Annotated in this window: 15 protein-coding genes; 7 read left to right on the plus strand and 8 right to left on the minus strand. The window is 67.9% G+C overall.

Annotated elements, in window-relative coordinates; genetic code table 11:
• Nucleotides 1-3 precede the first annotated feature (3 nt).
• The 3 genes from KAJ83_RS00470 (at nucleotide 4) to KAJ83_RS00480 (ending at nucleotide 4,139) form a co-directional block, all read left to right on the plus strand.
• Nucleotides 4-879, plus strand: coding sequence for an LpxI family protein (locus KAJ83_RS00470; RefSeq protein ID WP_343221911.1), 876 nt, complete (start codon nucleotides 4-6; stop codon nucleotides 877-879).
• Between the two features lie 14 nt (nucleotides 880-893).
• The gene (gene lpxB / locus KAJ83_RS00475) at nucleotides 894-2,048 is read left to right on the plus strand and encodes a lipid-A-disaccharide synthase (RefSeq protein WP_210680056.1); all 1,155 of its coding nucleotides are present in this window, start codon (nucleotides 894-896) and stop codon (nucleotides 2,046-2,048) included.
• A 99-nt stretch (nucleotides 2,049-2,147) separates the two neighbouring features.
• Nucleotides 2,148-4,139: a methyl-accepting chemotaxis protein gene (locus KAJ83_RS00480; RefSeq protein ID WP_210680057.1), complete on the plus strand. Its 1,992-nt coding sequence runs from the start codon at nucleotides 2,148-2,150 to the stop codon at nucleotides 4,137-4,139.
• A 112-nt stretch (nucleotides 4,140-4,251) separates the two neighbouring features.
• Here KAJ83_RS00480 and KAJ83_RS00485 read toward each other — a convergent pair whose 3' ends face one another.
• On the minus strand, nucleotides 4,252-5,556 hold the full coding sequence (locus KAJ83_RS00485) for a citrate synthase (RefSeq protein ID WP_210680058.1): 1,305 nt from the start codon (nucleotides 5,554-5,556) through the stop codon (nucleotides 4,252-4,254).
• A gap of 180 nt (nucleotides 5,557-5,736) precedes the next feature.
• Entirely contained in the window at nucleotides 5,737-7,140 is a 1,404-nt protein-coding gene (gene gltX / locus KAJ83_RS00490) for a glutamate--tRNA ligase (protein WP_210680059.1), read from the minus strand.
• 210 nt (nucleotides 7,141-7,350) lie between these two features.
• Between gltX and KAJ83_RS00495 the strand changes: the two genes are divergently transcribed.
• Nucleotides 7,351-9,489: a ComEC/Rec2 family competence protein gene (locus tag KAJ83_RS00495; protein ID WP_210680060.1), complete on the plus strand. Its 2,139-nt coding sequence runs from the start codon at nucleotides 7,351-7,353 to the stop codon at nucleotides 9,487-9,489.
• 22 nt (nucleotides 9,490-9,511) lie between these two features.
• On the opposite strand, the gene lexA is transcribed toward KAJ83_RS00495, so the two are convergent.
• The 5 genes from lexA to trpD form a co-directional block, all read right to left on the minus strand.
• Nucleotides 9,512-10,207: a transcriptional repressor LexA gene (gene lexA / locus KAJ83_RS00500; protein WP_210680061.1), complete on the minus strand. Its 696-nt coding sequence runs from the start codon at nucleotides 10,205-10,207 to the stop codon at nucleotides 9,512-9,514.
• A 233-nt stretch (nucleotides 10,208-10,440) separates the two neighbouring features.
• Nucleotides 10,441-11,658: a molybdopterin molybdotransferase MoeA gene (locus tag KAJ83_RS00505; protein ID WP_210680062.1), complete on the minus strand. Its 1,218-nt coding sequence runs from the start codon at nucleotides 11,656-11,658 to the stop codon at nucleotides 10,441-10,443.
• Nucleotides 11,659-11,683: 25 nt separating this feature from the next.
• Nucleotides 11,684-12,187 (minus strand): cyclic pyranopterin monophosphate synthase MoaC, encoded by a 504-nt coding sequence (gene moaC / locus KAJ83_RS00510; protein ID WP_210680063.1) that lies wholly within the window; start codon nucleotides 12,185-12,187, stop codon nucleotides 11,684-11,686.
• Nucleotides 12,184-12,987, minus strand: a complete 804-nt coding sequence (gene trpC / locus KAJ83_RS00515; RefSeq protein ID WP_210680064.1) for an indole-3-glycerol phosphate synthase TrpC — start codon at nucleotides 12,985-12,987, stop codon at nucleotides 12,184-12,186. The genes moaC and trpC overlap by 4 nt, the downstream gene beginning before the upstream one ends.
• Nucleotides 12,988-13,037: 50 nt before the next feature.
• Entirely contained in the window at nucleotides 13,038-14,069 is a 1,032-nt protein-coding gene (gene trpD / locus KAJ83_RS00520; protein ID WP_210680065.1) for an anthranilate phosphoribosyltransferase, read from the minus strand.
• 342 nt (nucleotides 14,070-14,411) lie between these two features.
• On the opposite strand from trpD, the gene KAJ83_RS00525 reads away from it, so the two are divergent.
• Nucleotides 14,412-15,665, plus strand: coding sequence for a divergent polysaccharide deacetylase family protein (locus KAJ83_RS00525; RefSeq protein WP_210680066.1), 1,254 nt, complete (start codon nucleotides 14,412-14,414; stop codon nucleotides 15,663-15,665).
• A gap of 28 nt (nucleotides 15,666-15,693) precedes the next feature.
• Here KAJ83_RS00525 and KAJ83_RS00530 read toward each other — a convergent pair whose 3' ends face one another.
• Entirely contained in the window at nucleotides 15,694-17,583 is a 1,890-nt protein-coding gene (locus KAJ83_RS00530) for a SurA N-terminal domain-containing protein (protein ID WP_210680067.1), read from the minus strand.
• A 242-nt stretch (nucleotides 17,584-17,825) separates the two neighbouring features.
• Here KAJ83_RS00530 and tpiA point away from each other — a divergent pair, with 242 nt between their 5' ends.
• On the plus strand, nucleotides 17,826-18,593 hold the full coding sequence (tpiA, locus tag KAJ83_RS00535) for a triose-phosphate isomerase (RefSeq protein ID WP_210680068.1): 768 nt from the start codon (nucleotides 17,826-17,828) through the stop codon (nucleotides 18,591-18,593).
• 117 nt (nucleotides 18,594-18,710) lie between these two features.
• A complete protein-coding gene (gene secG, locus KAJ83_RS00540) occupies nucleotides 18,711-19,055 on the plus strand; it encodes a preprotein translocase subunit SecG (protein ID WP_210680069.1) in 345 nt (114 codons plus the stop codon).
• Nucleotides 19,056-19,139: the final 84 nt, after the last annotated feature.

Genomic DNA, 19,139 nt, shown 5'->3' on the forward strand with positions numbered 1-19,139 from the left:
GGCGTGAGCGATCCCGTCCCGCCGCGCGCCGAACGGCCCGGCGGGGAGACGTCCCGGAAACTCGGTATCGTCGCCGGTGGCGGCAAGCTTCCCAGGCGCGTCGTGGACCGGTGCCTGAGCGAGGGGCGTCCCTTCTTCGTCTTCGTGATCGAGAATGCGGCGGAGCCCGGCCTGTTCGACGATGTCCCCCATATGCCGATCCGGCTCGGCGCGGCCGGAGCCTATCTGAAGCGCGCGAAGGAGGAGGGCATCCAGGATCTCGTCATGGTTGGTCCGGTGACGCGCCCATCCTTGCCGGCCATGCGGCCGGACGCGACCGCGCTCAAGGTTCTGACGCGTATCGGTGCGCGCGCCCTGGGGGATGATGGGCTGCTGCGCGCGGTCATCGGCTATTTCGAGCGGGAGCATGGTTGGCGCATCGTTGGGGTCGACACCTTGCTGACGGACATGTCGCCGGAGCCGGGTCAGTTGGGGGCGCACGCGCCGGACGCGGGCGCGCTCTCGGACGTGGCGCGCGGTCAGGAGGTCCTGGCCGCGCTGGCCAAGGCGGATGTCGGGCAGGCCGTGGTGGTGCAGGAAGGGCTGGTCCTCGGGGTCGAGGCGATCGAGGGAACGGACAGCTTGATCGCCCGTTGCGCCGGCTTGCGGCGCGAGGGGGCGGGCGGTGTGCTGGTTAAGTTCGCGAAGCAAGGGCAGGAGATGCGCGCGGACCGCCCCACCCTGGGTCCCCGGACGGTCGAGGGCGCGCGGGACGCGGGCCTGAGCGGCATCGCGGTCGAGGCGCGTCGTACCCTGCTGGTCGATCGCGAGCGGATGGTCGAAATCGCGGATGCGGCCGGGATGTTCCTGGTCGCCGTCGATCCGTCGGCGGACGCGTGAGGGGACCGCGCGCGATGGTGGAGTCCCCCCTGATCTTCCTGACCGCCGGTGAATCCTCCGGCGACGCCATTGGCGCGCGGCTCATCGCCGCGCTCAAGGCACGTACGGGGGGGGCGGTCCGCATCGCCGGCGTGGGCGGGCCGATGATGCGGGAGCAGGGGTTGGAAAGCCTCTTTCCCATGGAGGAACTCTCCGTCATGGGGTTCCTGGAGGTTCTGCCCCATGCGCGTCGTTTGAAGCGCCGCATCGCGGAGACGGCGGCCGCCATCGACCGGCTGGCGCCAGACGCCGTGGTGACGATCGATTCCCCCGGCTTCGCGCGGCGGGTTATGGACTCACTGGTAAGCCGCCCGGGCGTCTTGATCCACTATGTCGCACCGACGGTCTGGGCCTGGAAGCCGAAGCGCGTGCATGGCTTCAAGGCACGCTACGACCGGCTTCTGTGCTTGCTGCCGTTCGAGCCGCCCTATTTCGAGGCGGTCGGCCTCGACGCGCCCTTCGTCGGCCATCCGGTGTTGGAGTCGGGGGCGGATAGGGGGGACGGCCCGGCCTTCCGCGACCGCCACGGGATTGATCCGGACCGACCTCTCATCTGCGTTCTTCCGGGAAGCCGACGGGGTGAGGTTCGGCGTCTCCTGCCGGTGTTCGGCCGATCGGTCGAGCGTTTGGCGGGCCGGATCGGCGATCTTTCCATCGTAATTCCGACCGTGCCGCATCTGACCGACGAAATCGCGGCCGCCGTCGCGGCGTGGCGGGTGCCGGCGACGGTCCTGCGCGGCGCATCGGAGAAGTACGATGCCATGGCGGCAAGCAACGCGGCGCTGGCCGCCAGTGGGACGGTCGCGCTCGAACTCGCGCTGGCCCGGGTGCCGACGGTGATCGCCTACCGCCTCAACCCGATCACCTATTGGGTAATCGACCGGATGACATCGGTCGATTACGTGCATCTCTGCAACATCATGGCGGAACGCGAACTGGTGCCGGAGCGGTTGCAGGGGGAATGCAATCCGGCGCAACTCGCCGCCGATCTCGATGCACTCTTGAAGGGGGAGGGCGCCGCGCAGGAAGAGGCCCTCGTCCCCTATCTGAAAAGCCTCGCTCCGTCCGGGGGCGCGCCCAGCCTGGCGGCGGCCGACGCGATTATCTCATCCCTTCGATCCAGTACCTAGGCGGGTGTTAACGCTTCCATAACCGGATCTGTGCAAATTCCGGCCTACGGAACACCGGTGCTTCGCCGGTCCACCCTCATGCAGGTCTGGATAGATATCATGCAAAAGGACAAGAGCCGGGTCGGCTTCTTCAAACGCGCTTCCATCAAGATGCAGATCGCGCTTCTCGCCGGTGTCTCGCTTGGTGGTTTCTTGTTGATCGCCTTCGTCGTTATCGGCGGAAACATGATGGAAGGCCGCGCCAATGCCGTCGCGCGGGAGGCCGCCGGTCAAAACGAGATCCTGGATTCCATCGCCTACGAATTCTTGAACGCACGGCGGCGGGAGAAGGATTTCCTCCTGCGTCAGGACATGACCTATGCGCAGAAGCATTCGGAGGTCATGACCAAGATCGATCAGGCGCTCGGGACGATGGACCGCCGGAATCTTGGCGATACCTTCCAGGCCTTGGAAGAGGGGCTCGCCGCTTACAATGCCCAGTTCGCAAGCGTCGTGGATGCGTCGCAAACCGTCGGATTGACGGAGGAGGACGGCCTGCGCGGGCGCTTGCGCGGATCGGTTCATGCCGTCGAGGAGGCGTTGGGCCGGTTCGACGATGCCGACCTTCGGGTGCTCATGCTGATGTTGCGCCGGCACGAGAAGGATTTCCTGCTTCGCCTTTCCCCGAAATATGTCGAGCGGTTCGAGGCGGCTTTCGCTGAATTCGCCCGGACGCTCGACGGGGCGGCGGTACCGGGCACGGAGCGGCGGAACATCGCGGTGTTGATGCAATCCTACCGGGATGACTTCATGGCTCTGAGCGAGCTTCGGCTGGCGCTGGAAGAGCGGATCGCGCATCTGTCGGACTTGTTCGCGGCGAGCGAGCCTTTCTTTGTGGAGATCGAATCCGCCTTCCACGCACGCATGGAGGAGGCGACCGGCACCGCCGATGAAACCGCCACCATGGTCGAGCGCAGCATCGTCGCCACGATCCTCGTCACGGCGGTGATTCTGGCGCTGCTCGGCATTGGGATCGTTCGCGCGGTTTCCCTGCCCGTGGGACGCATGACCGATGCGATGTCGCGGCTGGCCGGGGGCGAGCGTGACACGGCGATTCCGGCGACCGAATACCGCAACGAACTGGGACGCATGGCCAAGGCCGTGGATGTCTTCAAGGCGACGATGCAACAGGCCGAGGAGGCGGCGGCGGAACGGGAACGTGCCGCGAAGGCGCGGGAGCAGGAGGCACGGGAGCGTGCCGCGCGCGCCGAACAGCTCAGCAAGCTGACCCAGGCTTTCGACCGGGATGTCGCGCAGGTCCTGAATCAGGTGCGCGACGCGGTATCGATGATGAACGATACCTCCCGCGCGCTCTCGGAGGCGTCGAGCGCCGTACGGGTCCAGGCATCCGAAGTCTCCGAGGCCGCCGTGCAGGCGACCGGCAACGTCCAGATGGTCGCGAGCGCCACGGAGGAACTGACCGCGTCGATCGGCGAGATCGGCGGGCAGATCCAGACCTCGACCGGCGTGGCGCGCGAGGCGGTCGATCAGGCGCGGACGACGGATACGCTGGTGAAGGAACTGGCCGACTCCGCTGAACGGATCGGCAGGACGATCGAGATCGTCTCGGCGATTTCGGAGCAGACCAATCTCCTCGCATTGAACGCCACGATCGAGGCGGCGCGCGCGGGCGAGGCGGGCAAGGGCTTCGCTGTCGTCGCCAACGAGGTAAAAACCCTCGCCGCGCAGACCGGCAAGGCGACGGAGGAGATCACCGGCCATATCGCGAAGGTTCAGCACAACACGACGGCGGTCGTCGGCGCGATCGTCGAGATCACGACGACGATCGAACGGGTGAACGAGGTGGCGGCGACCATCGCCGCGGCGATCGAGGAGCAGACCGCCGCCACGAACGAGATCGCCCGCAATGTCGAGGAGGCCGCGCGCGGCACCGAGACCGTCACGCAGAATATCGGCAGTGTCTCCGCGTCAGCCACGACGACGGATGATTCCGCCGGGCAGGTGCGCGTCGCTTCGGATAATCTATCGAAGCAGTCGGACCGGTTGAGCGGGATCGTCGCGAATTTCCTGGAGGCCGTTCGGGCGGCTTGATAGCCGGTCCATCTTCCGGAAGAAATTCGCGCAAGAAAAAGGCGGGAGGCCCTTCATGGTCCTCCCGCCTTTATTTCTGCCGCGTGCGCCCGGTCGTGGCGCGTTCGGGGTCTTAGCGCTGGTTGATCGGCACGAAATCGCGCTTCGTATTGCCGGTATAGAGCTGGCGCGGCCGGCCGATCTTCTGATTGGGGTCCGTGATCATCTCGTTCCACTGCGCGACCCAGCCGACGGTGCGCGCCAGCGCGAACAGCACGGTGAACATGCTGGTCGGGAAGCCGATCGCCTTCAGGATGATGCCGGAATAGAAATCGACGTTCGGGAACAGCTTACGCTCGACGAAATAATCGTCGCTCAGCGCGATCTGCTCCAGCTCCTGGGCAAGTTCCAGCAGCGGATCGCTGACATTGAGCTCCTTGAGCACTTCGTCGCAGCTCTTCTTCAGGACCTTCGCGCGCGGGTCGTAGTTCTTGTAGACCCGGTGGCCGAAGCCCATCAGGCGGAAGGGGTCGTCCTTGTCCTTCGCGCGCTCCAGGAACTCGGGGATGTTCTTCTTATCCCCGATCTGGTTGAGCATGTTCAGCACCGCCTCGTTCGCGCCGCCATGGGCAGGGCCCCAGAGGGAGGAAATGCCGGCGGCGATGCAGGCGAAGGGATTGGCGCCCGAGGATCCGGCGATGCGCACGGTCGAGGTCGAGGCGTTCTGCTCGTGATCCGCATGCAGGATGAAGATGCGATCCATGGCGCGGGCCACGGCGGGGGAGCACTTATACTCCTCGCACGGCACGCCGAAGGTCATGTGCATGAAGTTCTCGGCATAGCCGAGATCGTTGCGCGGATACATGAAGGGCTGGCCGACGGAGTATTTGTAGGCCATCGCGGCGATCGTCGGCATCTTGGCGATCAGCCGGTGCGAGGCGATCATCCGCTGCTCGGGATCGTTGATGTCCGTGCTGTCGTGATAGAAGGCGCTGAGCGCGCCGACCACGCCGACCATGACGGCCATCGGATGGGCATCGCGGCGGAAGCCACGGTAGAAGTTGCTCATCTGCTCATGGACCATCGTGTGATAGGTGATGGTCGTCTTGAAGGTCTCCTTCTCCTGCGCGTTCGGCAGTTCGCCGCGCAGCAGCAGATAACAGACCTCCATGAAATCGCAGTGCTCGGCCAGATCCTCGATCGAATAGCCGCGGTGCAGCAGGATACCTTCGTCACCGTCGATATAGGTAACCTCGCTGTCGCAAGAGGCGGTCGAGGTGAATCCCGGATCATAGGTGAAATAGCCGGTCTGGGCGTAGAGCTTGCGGATGTCGATGACATCGGGGCCGGTCGAGCCCTGCAAGACCGACAGGTCCCAGCTGTCCCCGGTGTCCGGGTCGCTCAGCTTCAGGGTCTTCTTGGGTTCGGATTTGCTCATGGTGCGGCCCCTCTCTTGCGTTCAGGGTGTTGGTCCGACGCGCGGCCGGTATCGGCGGCACGGACAGGAGGCTGCGACCCACAGGATAGGGATCGGCAGCGTGCGCGGACAATAGCCGCTACTGCCGCACCGCACAATGCCTGAGTGCTTCCCCAGGGAACGGGGTATAAACACTTGTAATCAATCGTGATCGGGCGTCCGGGCAAGTCGTGCGAGGGTTTCCTCGCGGCCGAGAATGGCCATGACCTCGAACAGGCCGGGTGAAGCATTGGAGCCGGTGAGCGCCGCGCGCAGCGGTTGCGCGACCTTGCCGAAGCCGATCTCCTTCTCCTCCGCGAAACGCCTGAGTCGCGCCTCGATATCCTCCTCCAACCAGCGGTCGAGGTCGCGGAGCGCGCTACCCGCTTCGCGGGCGACAGCGGCCCCGCCGCCGGAAAGCAGCTTCGCGGCCTTCGGGTTCTCAAGGGGGAAGACCGGTCGGTCGATGTAGAATATAGCACTTTCAGCCAGTTGCGCGACGGTGTTCGCCCGCGCCTTGAGGCCGCCCATGCCGTCGCGCAGACGGGTCGTCGCCACGTCGTCGAGGGTGCGTTCACGGCTCAGCCGCTCGACCACGAGGTTGGTAAGGCGCGCGTCCTCTGCCTCGCGGAGGTAATGGCCGTTGAGGTTCTCCAGCTTCGCGAAATCGAACCGCGCGGCGGAGCGCCCGACCTGCGGCAGGTCGAACCAGTCGATCGCCTGCGCTTCGGAGATCACCTCGTCGTCGCCATGCGCCCAGCCCAGGCGCAGCAGATAGTTCTTCACCGCCTCCGGCAGATAGCCCATCTCGCGATAGGCATCGACACCCAGCGCGCCATGGCGTTTCGACAGCTTGGCGCCGTCCGGTCCGTGGATCAGCGGTATATGCGCGAAGACCGGCGGCTCCCAGCCGCAGAGCTTATAGAGGTGGTATTGCCGGAAGGCGTTGGTCAGGTGATCGTCCCCCCGGATCACATGCGTGATTCCCATATCGTGATCGTCGACCACGACGGAGAGCATATAGGTCGGGCTGCCGTCGCCGCGCAGCAGGATGAAATCGTCGAGTTGCTCATGATCGATCGTCACGTCGCCCTGCACCTTGTCGGCGATCGTCGTCTTCCCCTCGCGCGGCATCTTGATGCGCACGACGGGATCGATCCCGGCCGGTGCCTCCGACGGGTCGGCGTCGCGCCAAGGGCTGCGGATGCGCACCGGGCGGCCCTCGGCGCGCGCGGCCTCGCGTTCGGCGTCGAGTTCCGCCGTCGTCATGTAGCAGCGATAAGCCTGACCATCCGCCAGAAGCTGGCGCGCGACCTCGGCATGGCGCGTGGCATTGCGCGATTGGAAGATCGCCGGCTCATCCCCCTCCAGGCCAAGCCAGGCGAGCCCGTCGCGGATCGCGGCGATCGCCTCCTCGGTCGAGCGCTGGCGGTCCGTATCCTCGATCCGGATCAGGTAGCGGCCACCGAAATGCCGTGCGTAGAGATAGTTGAAGAGCGCTGTGCGCGCGCCGCCGATATGCAGGAAGCCGGTGGGCGAGGGGGCGAAACGCGTGACGACCGTCATGGGCTTCTTCTCTTTCTCCGGTGCTGTCGCGAAGGCTTTCGGGAATGGGCGGCGATGTAGCACGGGGCCGGGGCCCGGGCAAAAGGCTTTTGCCCGGCCATCCCCGCGTGAATTGCAAATCCCCGTTCGCTGCTTCCCATGCTAGAAGGCGGCATGTGGCGCACGTTTCAAGAGGGCCGACGCGGGCCGCGCCGGTGGATCGACGGCAGGTTGGCGCGTCTCGGACGGCTCGGTTCGGCGCGCGCGATCGAACGCGCCCTAACGGCCGAGCGGGAACGGTGGGCGCTCTGGGCGCCGGTGGCCTTCGGCGCGGGCATCGCCGTCTATTTCGCCTTGCCCCTGGAGCCGCCACCCTGGAGCGGCGCGGCGATCGCCGGGATCGCGGGGGCCGGTTTGCTGGCGATCCGGGGCGGTCGGTCGGCTATCCTCGTCCTTTTGCTCTCCGCGGTCTTGTGCGCCGGGCTGGGATTCCTCCGTGTCGGTCTGGAGACGCAGCGCGTGGCCGCCCCGACGCTTCACCGGGATGCCGGTGTCACCCGGATCGCCGGAACCGTGACGGCGGTGGAAGCCTTCGCGGACGGACCGCGCGTGGTGTTGAACCGGATCGATTATCGGTGGCGCGCGCCGGACCCGGCGCCGGAGACGGTTCGTATCCGCCTTTCGGCCGGAGATAGCGTGCGGATCGGCGAGCGGATCGAACTCCTCGCCATCCTGCGCGCGCCGCCCCGACCGGCCTATCCCGGCGCCTATGATTTCGCCCGGCGGGCCTGGTTCGAGGGGCTGGGCGCCGTCGGTTTCGCGCTCGGCGGGTCGGAACCGGTCGTCGGCGCCGGGGGGATGGACGATCTCGGCGGGGGGCTCCGCGCGCGGGCCTTCGTCGATGCGCGCCGGCAGGAGATTACCCGCGCGATCCGCGACGGGTTGGCGGGGGAGGCGGGCGCGGTCGCCGCGGCCCTCATCACCGGCGACCGCAGCGGTCTGTCGGAGGAGGCGGTGGAGGCGATGCGGCGCTCCGGCCTGGCCCATCTGCTGGCCATATCGGGGCTGCATATCGGGTTGGCGGCGGGGATCGTCTTCGTCGGGTTGCGGGCGCTGTTGGCCATGCATGAGGGCACGGCGCTGCGCCGGCCGATCAAGAAATGGGCGGCCGCCGCCGCGCTGGTCGCGGCCTTCGTCTATCTGCTGCTGGCGGGGGCGACGGTGCCGACTCAGCGCGCCTTCCTGATGACGGGCCTGGTCCTGATCGCGGTCATGCTGGACCGCAAGGCGATATCGCTGCGTCTCGTCGCCATCGCGGCGGCGGTCGTCCTGCTGCTCGCCCCGCAGAGCGTGCTGGGGGCGAGCTTCCAGCTTTCCTTCGCGGCCGTCACCGCGTTGGTCGCGGTCTATGAGGGGGGGCGGCCGCTCGCGCGGGAGGAGGGAGAAGGCGATGCCGACCGCACGGCGCGCTGGATGCGGCGTATCGTGCGCTATTTGCTGCTGATCGTGGCGACGACCCTGATCGCGGGCGCTGCGACGGCCCCCTTCGCCCTGCATCACTTCGGGCGGATGGCGAATTACGGCGTGATCGGCAATCTACTGGCGATTCCGCTGATGGCCTGGATGGTCATGCCGGCCGGGGTGCTGGCGATGTTGGCCATGCCCTTCGGGCTGGAAGCCTGGCCGCTCGCCGCGATGGGGCAGGGGATCGAGTGGATCCTGGCGATCGCGCGGTTCGTCGCCGCGCTGCCGGGGGCCAGTATCCAGGTCGCGGCGAGCCCGGCCTGGGCGGCGGCCCTGATCGCGGGGGGCGGGTTATGGGCGGCGCTATGGCGCGGGCGCTGGCGGTTTTGGGGCGCGTTGCCGCTCGCCTGCGGCATGCTGCTGCCGCTGCTCGCGGATCAGCCGCACCTCATCGTCTCCGGCACGGGGCGTCAGATCGCGGTGACGGGGCCGGACGGCGGTTTCTGGCTGCAGCATCCCAGGCGGGAAAGTTTCGCGACCGGCGTCTGGTCGGAACGCACGGGCCGCGCCGTCGCGGGCGGCTGGGAGACGCTGTTGACGGGCGCGGGGCCGGGACCGCCGCTCGCCTGCGGGCCGCTCGGCTGCCATTATCGCTGGGGCGACCGGGTGGTCGCGATCTCCTATGACCCTCGCACCCTCGCGGAGGATTGCCGCCATGCCGATGTGGTCGTCTCCACCGTGGCGCCGCCCCGGGCGCTGCGCGAAGGGCTGTGCCGCGACCGCCGGCTGATCGATCCGGCGGCGCTCGCGCGTCAGGGCACGCACGCACTCATCCTGCGCGATGATCGCCCGCCAGCGGTACGAACCGTGGAAGCCGCGCGCGGCGCGCGTCCCTGGAGCCGGTAACAGGCTATCTGACCGCCGCCGATCAGTACTTGCGCAGCAAACCGACGAGGCGCCCCTGCACATTCACCTGATCGGGATTGTAGGTGCGTGGCTGATAGCTGGCATTGGCCGGGCGCAATTCAATCATGTCGCCGGCGCGCTTGTAGGTCTTGAGCGTGACTTCCGATCCTTCGACCAGCGCAACGACGATATCGCCGTTGTCCGCCGTCTCCGCCCGCTCGATCACGACCGTGTCGCCATCCAGGATTCCGGCGTCGACCATCGAATCGCCGTCCACCTCCAGCGCATAGTGATCGCCCTTGCCCAGCAGGGTCGCGGGTACCTCCACCATCATGGAGTGATCGCGCAGCGCCTCGATCGGCGTGCCGGCCGCGATCCGGCCATAGAGGGAGAGCTGCACCGAATTGCCGCCGCCGCGCATCATGGATTTGCGCGTACCGACCTCCTTCGCGCGCAGCATGTCGACGCGCCGGTTGCGGATCGGAAGCTGTTCCGTGCCCGTATTCTCCGGCAGGCGCACGACTTCCAGCGCGCGGGCGCGGTTCGGCAGGCGGCGCAGGAAGCCCCGTTCCTCCAGCCCGGTGATCAGCCGGTGGATGCCCGATTTAGACTTCAGGTCGAGGGCTTCCTTCATCTCCTCGAAGGAGGGCGAGACGCCGGAGTCGTTCAACCGGTCATGGATGAACATCAACAGATCGTACTGCTTTCGCGTCAGCATGGCGGTGTCGTCTCCTGTCCCGGTTCGCGATCGCCGTCCGGCCAAGGTCCGCATCGGGACGCGCACGGTACCAAGGCACAGGACCAAGGTTGGTCGCGCGAAGGGACCATATGCCGAACAAACATAAAACAATAGCGTTCTATAAGTGTTCGCTTATGCTGTCAAGCAAGGGCCCCACGCGCTTTCAAGATCGCGCCAGGGCCGGCACCCGCCTCACGCCGCCGCGATCTTCACTAGAAACCATCCGGGAACATAAGGATATCAACGGGATCACCGGTTTCGGCCGGCGGGGCACCGGGCGCCCGGCGGATCAGACAGGTCGCCGCCGCGAGGCGGGACAGCATGGAACTGTCCTGGGTCTCGAAGGCGAAGGCGGCCATGGTTCCCGCCGAATCGGACCGCAGGGTCGCGCGTAGGTAATCCTCCCGCCGGTCGTTCGCTGCCAACGGCGCGCCGAGCGACACCCGCCGGGTCTCGACCGCGGGCGCATTCGCCGGATGCCCCGCGAGGCGCAGCAGCGCCGGGCGCACGAAGATCAGGAAGCAGACCAGGGTGGAGACCGGATTGCCGGGAAGCCCCAGCATCGGCGTGCCGTCGAAATCCCCGAACATCAAGGGCTTGCCGGGGCGCATCGCGATCTTCCAGAAATCGATGGAAAGGCCGGCCTCTCCCAGCACCTCCGCCACCAGATCGTGGTCGCCGACGGAGGCGCCGCCGGTCGTCACCAGCAGATCCGCCCCGCGCGCGCCCTCTGCCATCCGGCGCAGGGAATCGCGATCATCCCGCGCGATGCCGAGCAGGATGGGCTCGCCCCCCGCCGCGCGTACCGCCTCGGCTAGCGCGGGGCCGTTGGAACTGACGATCTGGTGCGGGCCGACCGGGTCGCCGGGCATGGCGATTTCGTCCCCCGTCGCCAGGATCGCGACCCGGGGGCGCCGATGCACGAAAAGCCAGGGCCGGTTCATAGCCGCCGCCAGCCCGATATCGCGCGCGGTGAGGCGCCGGCCGGCCGTCAGCAGCAGATCCCCCTCCGCGAAGTCCAGCCCGGCCTTGCGCACCCAGCGCCCCGCGACCGCAGCCTCGGCGAAGGTGGCGTGGCGTCCGTCCTCGGAACGCGTCGCGTCCTCCTGGATCAGAATGCTGTCGGCGCCCGGCGGCAGGGGCGCGCCGGTGAAGATGCGGGCGCATTCCCCGGGGGCGAGCGCCGTGTCGTGGCTGGTGCCCGCCGGGATCTCCGCGACGACGGAGAGGGTGGCGCCGGCCACCGCCGCGTCGGCGGCGCGCAGCGCATAACCGTCCATGGCGGAGACGTCGCGCGGCGGCTGTGTCCGGCGCGATGCCGTATCTTCCGCCAGGACGCGGCCCAGGGCCTGGGGCAGCGATACTTGCTCCCCCGGCACCGGCTCCAGGCCGGTCAGGATGCGGGTTCGGGCTTCCTCGACGGAGATCATCGCTCGTCCACGCTTCCGCGCGCCCTCAATTGCCGTGGAACTCGCCGGACTTGCCGCCGGCCTTGTGCAGCAGGCGGATATCGGTGATTCGCATACCCTTATCCACGGCCTTGGCCATGTCGTAGACGGTCAACGCCGCGACGGAAACGGCGGTCAGCGCCTCCATCTCCACGCCGGTGCGGCCGGTGATCTTGCAGGTCGCCTCGATCTCCACCGCCGGCATGTCCTCCACGAGGCGCAGCGTTACCTTGACCGAACTCAAGGCCAGCGGATGACAGAGCGGGATCAGGTCCGGCGTGCGCTTCGCCCCCATGATGCCCGCCAATTGCGCGACGGAGAGCACATCGCCCTTCTTGAGCCCGCCCCGGCGGATCAGGTCGGCCGTCTCCGGCGCCATCTCGACCCGGCCGGCGGCGGTCGCGGTGCGCGCCGTCTCGTCCTTGGGCGAGACATCGACCATCACCGCGTTGCCCTCGGCATCGAAATGGGTGAGGGCGCTCGGCGCGCCCTGCTGTCCGTCGTCGCTCATGCCGCGGTCTCGCGGGTAAGGATGACGCGGGTCGCCTCGGCGACATCGGCCTGCCGCATCAGCGATTCCCCGATCAGGAAGCAATGGGCGCCGCAATCCGCCATGCGGGCAAGGTCGGCGGGCGCGAACAGGCCGCTTTCGGCGACCGCGATACGATCCGGCCCGATGGTTGGAATGAGTTGCGCTCCCGTTTCAAGAGAGACGTCCAGGGTCTTGAGGTTTCTATTATTTACGCCGATCAGCTTGGATTTCAGCTTGAGCGCGCGGGCGAGTTCCTCCGCATCATGCACCTCGACCAGCACGTCCATCCCGAGGGTATGCGCGATCTCCTCCAGTTGCGCCGCCCGGTCGTCGGAAAGCGCGGCCATGATCAGCAGGATGGCGTCGGCGCCAATCGCCCGGCTTTCATGGATCTGATAGGGGTCCAGCATGAAGTCCTTGCGCAATACCGGCAGATCGACGGCCGTACGCGCCGCCGTCAGATAGCGGTCGCGGCCCTGGAAATAGGGCTCGTCCGTCAGGATGGACAGGCACGCCGCGCCCCCCTGGCGGTAGGCGCGGGCCAGATCGACCGGGGCGAAGTCCTCCCGGATCACGCCCTTCGAGGGGCTGGCCTTCTTGATTTCCGCGATCAGGCCATAGGCGCCGGCGGCGATTTTCGCCTCCAACGCGGCGGCGAAACCGCGCGGACGCGGCGCGGCGGCGGCGGCCTCCCGCACGGCCTCCAGCGGGGTATCCTTCTTGCGCGCGGCGACGAAGTCGCGCTTATCGGCGCAGATTTTATCGAGCACGTCGCTCATCGATATCCTTTCCGTCCGGGGCGCGGCACGCCCTCAACCGAGGAGGGGACTCAGACGCCGACCCCGGCGATCTTCAGTAATTTACCCAGCGCGGCGTCGGCCTGGCCGGCGTCGATGGCGGCGGCCGCCCGTTCCACCCCGGAGCGGATATCCGCGACGGCTTCGTGCACCACCAGGGCCGCGGCCGCGTTCAGCAGCACGACGTCGCGATAGGGGCCTTTCTGACCGATCAGCAGGGCGCGGATCGCGGCCGCGTTCTCCTCCGGCGTGCCGCCCTTGAGGTCTTCTAGCTCCGCGCGCGGCAGGCCGGCTTCCTCCGGCGTTACCTCGAAGGTTCGGACGGCACCGTCCTTGAGCTCCGCCACCTTGTTCGTGCCCGTCGTGCTCAGTTCGTCCAGCCCGTCCGCGCCATGCACGACCCAGGCCCGCTTCGCCCCGAGATTGCCTAGCGTCTCGGCCATCGGCACGATCAATTTCTCCTGGAAAACGCCGAGCAGATAGCGATCCACCATCGCCGGGTTGGAGAGGGGGCCCAGGATGTTGAAGATCGTGCGCGTACCGAGTTCGACCCGCGTCGGGCCGACATTGCGCATGGCCCCGTGATGGCGCGGGGCCATCAGGAAGCCGATGCGGGCTTCCTCCATCGCGTGGCGCACCGCCTCGATCGGTGCCTCGATATCGAGGCCGAGGGCGGTCAGCACGTCCGCCGCCCCGGATTTCGACGAGAAGGCGCGGTTGCCGTGCTTCGCCACCGAAACGCCGCAACCGGCCACGACGAGCGCCGTCGCGGTCGAGATATTGTAGGTGCCGACACCATCGCCCCCGGTGCCGACAATATCCATCGCATCGGCCGGGGCCTGGATATGAAGCGCCTTGGCGCGCATCGCCTTGGCGGCGCCGGTGATCTCGTCGACGGTTTCGCCGCGCACGCGCAGCGCCATCAGGAAGCCACCCATCTGGGAGGGCGTGGCGTCGCCCGACATCATGATGTCGAAGGCGCGCTCCGCCTCCGCCTGCGTCAGTGTCGCGCCGTCCGCCACCTTGGCGATCAGCTGCTTGATGTCCTTCAGTTCTCCGGCCATGGCTTCCGTGTCGCTCCCGCCCTCGCATGTCGGAGGCCCGGCGCCGAGACGCCGGCCTTCGACGGTGCGTTCTTTCCCGTCGCTCCGCCTGTCCGTCGCGGCGAGGCTTTTCGCGCCGCTTGCGCGCGGTTATAGCAGGGCCGAACCGGGCTGGAAAAGCCGTGAAGCGCGCACCATGTGGCGGCGGGACGGCGACTCGCCCTAGGATTCCGAGACCTCCGCCCCACCGGTCGGCCATGCTGGCGCCCTCGTATCGAGCTTCTGGGAAGAAGGATGCCTCGTCACCAATCCCGGTCCCGTCCTCCGGGGGACCCGCGCGGCAAGGCCGGCCCGACCCGTGGCTTGACCCGTGGCGCGGCCCGGCGGACGGCCGTCCGTGCCAAGCGCGCGGCGACGCGCAACGCGACACGGCGCCGCGCGGTGTGGGCGGGGGCGCTGGCCGCCGTGTTCCTGCTGGGTATCGGCCTCGGGGTGTTGGGGGGCTATGGCGCTGGATTCTTCGATCGCTCGGGCTCGCGTGTCGCCATCGAGGCCGAGTCGGCCGGAGAAGCCGCGATCCGTCGCGATCCGCCACGCGAGACGCTCTATGACCTGCCGGTCACCGTGCGCTCGTCCGATCGGGCACGGAAGGCCTATCTCGACGCCTATGAGGAGGATCTGCGCGCCGCGCCCCCACCGCCGAGATTGTCGATACCGTCTGGTCCGGCGCCGCCCGTCCCAAGCGGTCATGCGCCGGAGAAGCATCCGGCTCCCGGCGCGCCCATGGCGGATACGCCGGATCAACCGACCCCCCAGCCACCGCGGGCCGAATCGCCTGGCGGACTGGATCGGCATGGCCCCTCGACCCCGATGGGTGAGGCGAGCGAAGCACGGCCCGCCTGGATCGCCAATGCGCGCGCGGTGCCGCTCGACCCGTCGCGGCCGATCCTGGCGATCGTGATCGACGATGTCGGGGTCGATGTCGCGCATAGCCGGGAGGCGGTGCGCCTGCCGGCGCCGCTTACCTTCGCCTTCCTGCCCTATGGCTACGACCTGCCGGCGATGACCCGGACGGCACGCGAGGGAGGGCACGAAATCATGGTCCATCTGCCGATGGAGCCTGAGAACCGGGAGGTCGATCCCGGTCCGCACGCCCTAATGACGGACCTGCCGCCGGAGGAGATCGACCGGCGCATTGCCTGGAACCTGGCCCGCATCGACGGGCCGGTCGGCCTCAACAACCATATGGGCAGCAAGTTCTCGGCCCGGCCGGAGGGGATGCGCCGGGTGCTGCGCGCGCTGTCCGACCGGGGGCTGTTCTTCCTCGACAGCGTCACCAGCGCGCGAACGACCGGCTATCGACTGGCCGAGGAGATGGGCGTGCCTTTCGCCGTGCGCGACATCTTCATCGACCATACGCTCGACAAGGCGACGATCCGCGCGCAACTGGAAAAGGCCGTGGAGACGGCGAAGCGCCAGGGCCATGCCGTCGCGATCGGCCATCCGCATGACGAGACGATCGACGTGCTCCGCGACTGGCTGCCCACGGTGGCGGGGCAGGGGGTGCAACTCGTCCCGATGAGCGCCGTCATCCGGCGGCGCTACGGCATGGGATAGGGCCCGGCCGCGATCATGGGGCCAAGGATCAGTAGACGCGATCGACCACGCCTTCGTTCACGGTGACGTCGAACCGGGTCCGCAGGGCGGCGGCGAGTTCGTCGACGATCTCGCCCTGCAAGCCGGCCGCAAGACTTTGGGCGATATTCTCGCGCAGGCTGGCATCGGCGGCTTCGCTTGCCGGCGTGCGGCCGGTGACCTCCGCGACGACATAACCGCCCTCGGGATCGGCGGCATAGTCGATCCCGCCGACCTCAAGGTCGAAAAGGGCGGTGGCGAGCGCGCGGGGCAGATTCCCCTGGTCGCCGCCGCCGTCGCGCCCGAAGCCGTCGATCTCGGTCAGCGCATGGCCCTCGGCCTCGGCGGCCTGGCGCAGAGAGCCGCCGTTCCGCGCGGCATCCGCCAGTACCTCGGCCCGCTCTTCCGCCAGCGCGTCGCGCCGGTCCTCGCGCCAAGCATCCTCAACCCGCTCGGTAATCTCGCTCAAGGGCGGTACGCGCGGGGCCATCACCTCGTCGACGCGCAGCACGAAATAGCCGTTATTGGCGGTTTCCTCCAGGAAACTGGCCTCACCGGCCGGCGTATTCCAGGCGGTTTCCAGGAAGCTGACGCCCGGCGGCAGTCCCTCGACCGGCTCGCCCGCCGGGTCGCGGCCCTGGCGGCTCACGGCGTCCACCGTCTTGACGGGAAGGGCGACGCGCTCCGCCGTTTCCTCCAGCGTCAGACCCTCGCCGAAGGCCTCGTCGATCCGCTTGGAGAGGTCGTAGACCGCATCGATCGCCTCGTCGAGCGCGAGGTCGTTGCGAATCTCGTCGCGTACCTGGGCGAGCGGCGTCACCGCGCCTTGCTCGACGGATGTCACTTTCACGAGGAACCAACCGAAGGCGCCCTGGACAGGCTCCGAGACACCGCCTTCCGGCAGGGCGAAGGCGGTTTCGGCCAGGGTTTCGTCCGGAATTTCACCCTGCGTGAAGGTGCCGAGATCAAGACCGGCGGGATCGACGCCCGCGATTTCCTCAGCCACGCTCTCGATCGTCCGGCCTTCCTCGATCATCGCGGCCGCACGCTGGGCCGTTTCCTCGTCGGGTAGCAGGAGTTGCTGCAGCGCGCGGCGTTCCGGTCTGGTGTAAGTGTCGCGTCGGGCCTCGTAGGTCGCTTGAATCTCCTCTTCCGGTACCGCGACTTCCTCGATCAGGTCCTGCGGGGCGAGGTGGATATAGGAGAGGCGCCGGAATTCGGGCAATTGGAAGCTGTCCTTGTTGGCATCGTAGAACGCTTGCAAATCGCCCTCGTCCGGTGCCGGGACCGATGCGGCATCCGGTAAGGGGACCGTCGCGCTGACGGCGGAAAGACGGGCACCGTGATATTGGAACAGCGCGTCCACCAGCGCGGGGCTAGCGCTCGTCCCGGCGGCGGCGGCGCTCAGCAACTGTTGGCGGGAGAGGTCGTTGCGCACGCCCGCGACATAGGATTGCTCCGTGATGCCGGCGGCGGCCAGCGTATTCTGGAACAGTTCCCGGTCGAAGCTGCCGAACTGGTTGCGGAACTGGTCGGTCGACTGGATATCCTGGCGCACCATCGCGTCGGTCGCGGTAAGGCCGAGAGCCGAGGCCTCCGCGTCGAAGAGCGCGCGTGTCACCATGCCGTCCAAGGTGCGTCGGGCTAGGCCCAGCTGGCGCGCCGTCTCGGAATCGACGGATTGCAGGTTATTGCGGCGAAGCTCCGTGCGATAGGCCTGCGACAACTCGTTGATACCGATCTGCTGATCGCCGACCTCGGCCGCGACATTGCCGCCGCCGCCGGGGCCGCTGGCATTCATATAGTCCTGAACGCCCCAGCCCGCGAAGCTGAGCACGACGATCGCGAGAATCCCCTTCGCCACCCAGGAGGCGACGCCGGTGCGCATGGCCTGAAGCATGGATATCGCTGCCTTTTCTCGGTCCTTCGGGTCGAGCCCCTGATTTGAGCGGCGCGGATCATAGAAGGGGCGACGGGTCCCCGCAACCGCCGGGTCGGCGGGACTTGGCGGTCGGTCGGCGCCGGCGCGACGGCGTTGGCGCGGCCGCGCGGCAATGCTATTGAACCCCAGCCTGGACCACGCCCTGTTTTCGGGGCATGCGATGGCGCAGGATCGAGCAAGATCGAGGAGGAGCCCCGACCATGGCGCGTACACCGCTGATCGCCGGAAATTGGAAGATGAACATGCTACGCGCGCCGGCGGCCGCGCTGGTGGAGGCGCTGGCGGATGGGCTGTCCGGCGAGGCATGGAGGGCGGAGGTGCTGATCTGCCCGCCGGCGGTGCTGCTGGCCCCGCTCGCCGGTCTGCTGGCGGAGAAGGGGGCGGCGGGCCGAATTCAACTCGGTGGGCAGGATTGCCACCAGGCGGGTTCCGGCGCGCATACCGGTGATATCGCCGCGGAGATGCTGGCGGATATCGGCGCGCGCCACGTCATTCTGGGCCATTCGGAACGGCGCCAGGATCACGGCGAGACCGACGCGATCGTCCGCGCCAAGGCCGAGGCGGCGCACGCCGCGGGCCTGACCGCGATCGTCTGCGTCGGCGAGACGCGGGCCGAGCGCGATGCCGGCACCGCGTTGGAGGTGATCGCCCGGCAACTGGGTGCCTCTCTTCCGGCCGGCGCGACGGCGGGGAACACCGTCGTCGCCTATGAACCGGTCTGGGCCATCGGCACCGGGCTGACCGCGACCCCCCAGGACGCGCAGGAGGTTCACCACCATATCCGCAGCGAGATCGCCGATAGCCACGGGGAGGCGGTTTCGGACGGAATGCGGGTGCTCTACGGTGGATCGATGAAACCCGGCAACGCGGCCGATCTACTCGCCCAGGCGGATATCGACGGCGGCCTGATCGGCGGCGCCAGCCTCGTGGCGGAGGATTTCCTGAAGATCGTCGCCTCCGCTGACTAGGCCGGGACGGCCTCGTCCCGTCACCGGCGACGGGGGCGCGCATTTCCGGTCTGGAAATCACCGCCCTTAGGCGTTACATAGCGCGCGCAAGAGATAAGGAACGAACGGGTTCGATCCATGGAAAACATCCTGCTGGTCATTCATCTGCTGATCGCGCTGGCGCTCGTCGGCACGGTACTCATGCAGCGCTCCGAGGGGGGCGCGCTCGGTATCGGCGGCGGTGGCGGCGGCGGCGCCGGGGGACCCGGGATGTTCTCCGCGCGCGGGGCCGCCAACGCGTTGACGCGCACGACGGCGATCCTGGCCGCGGCCTTCATGGCGACGAGCCTGGCCTTGGCGATCCTGGCCGGCACGGAGACCGAGCACGACTCGATTTTCAATTCCGCCACGCCCGAGGCGTCGCAGGAGGCGCCGGCCGCGCCCGCCGCCGACGAGGGACCGAGCGTACCGCTCTCCGAATAAGTCGCTTTTTCAATCGGTTGGAAATTGGCGTCGGGTTCCGGGCGGAACCCGGACGCTAGCGCTGGACTTGCAGTCCGCTTTGCG

It is taken from the genome of Marivibrio halodurans (assembly GCF_017963645.1).
GTDB lineage: Bacteria > Pseudomonadota > Alphaproteobacteria > UBA8366 > Aestuariispiraceae > Marivibrio > Marivibrio halodurans.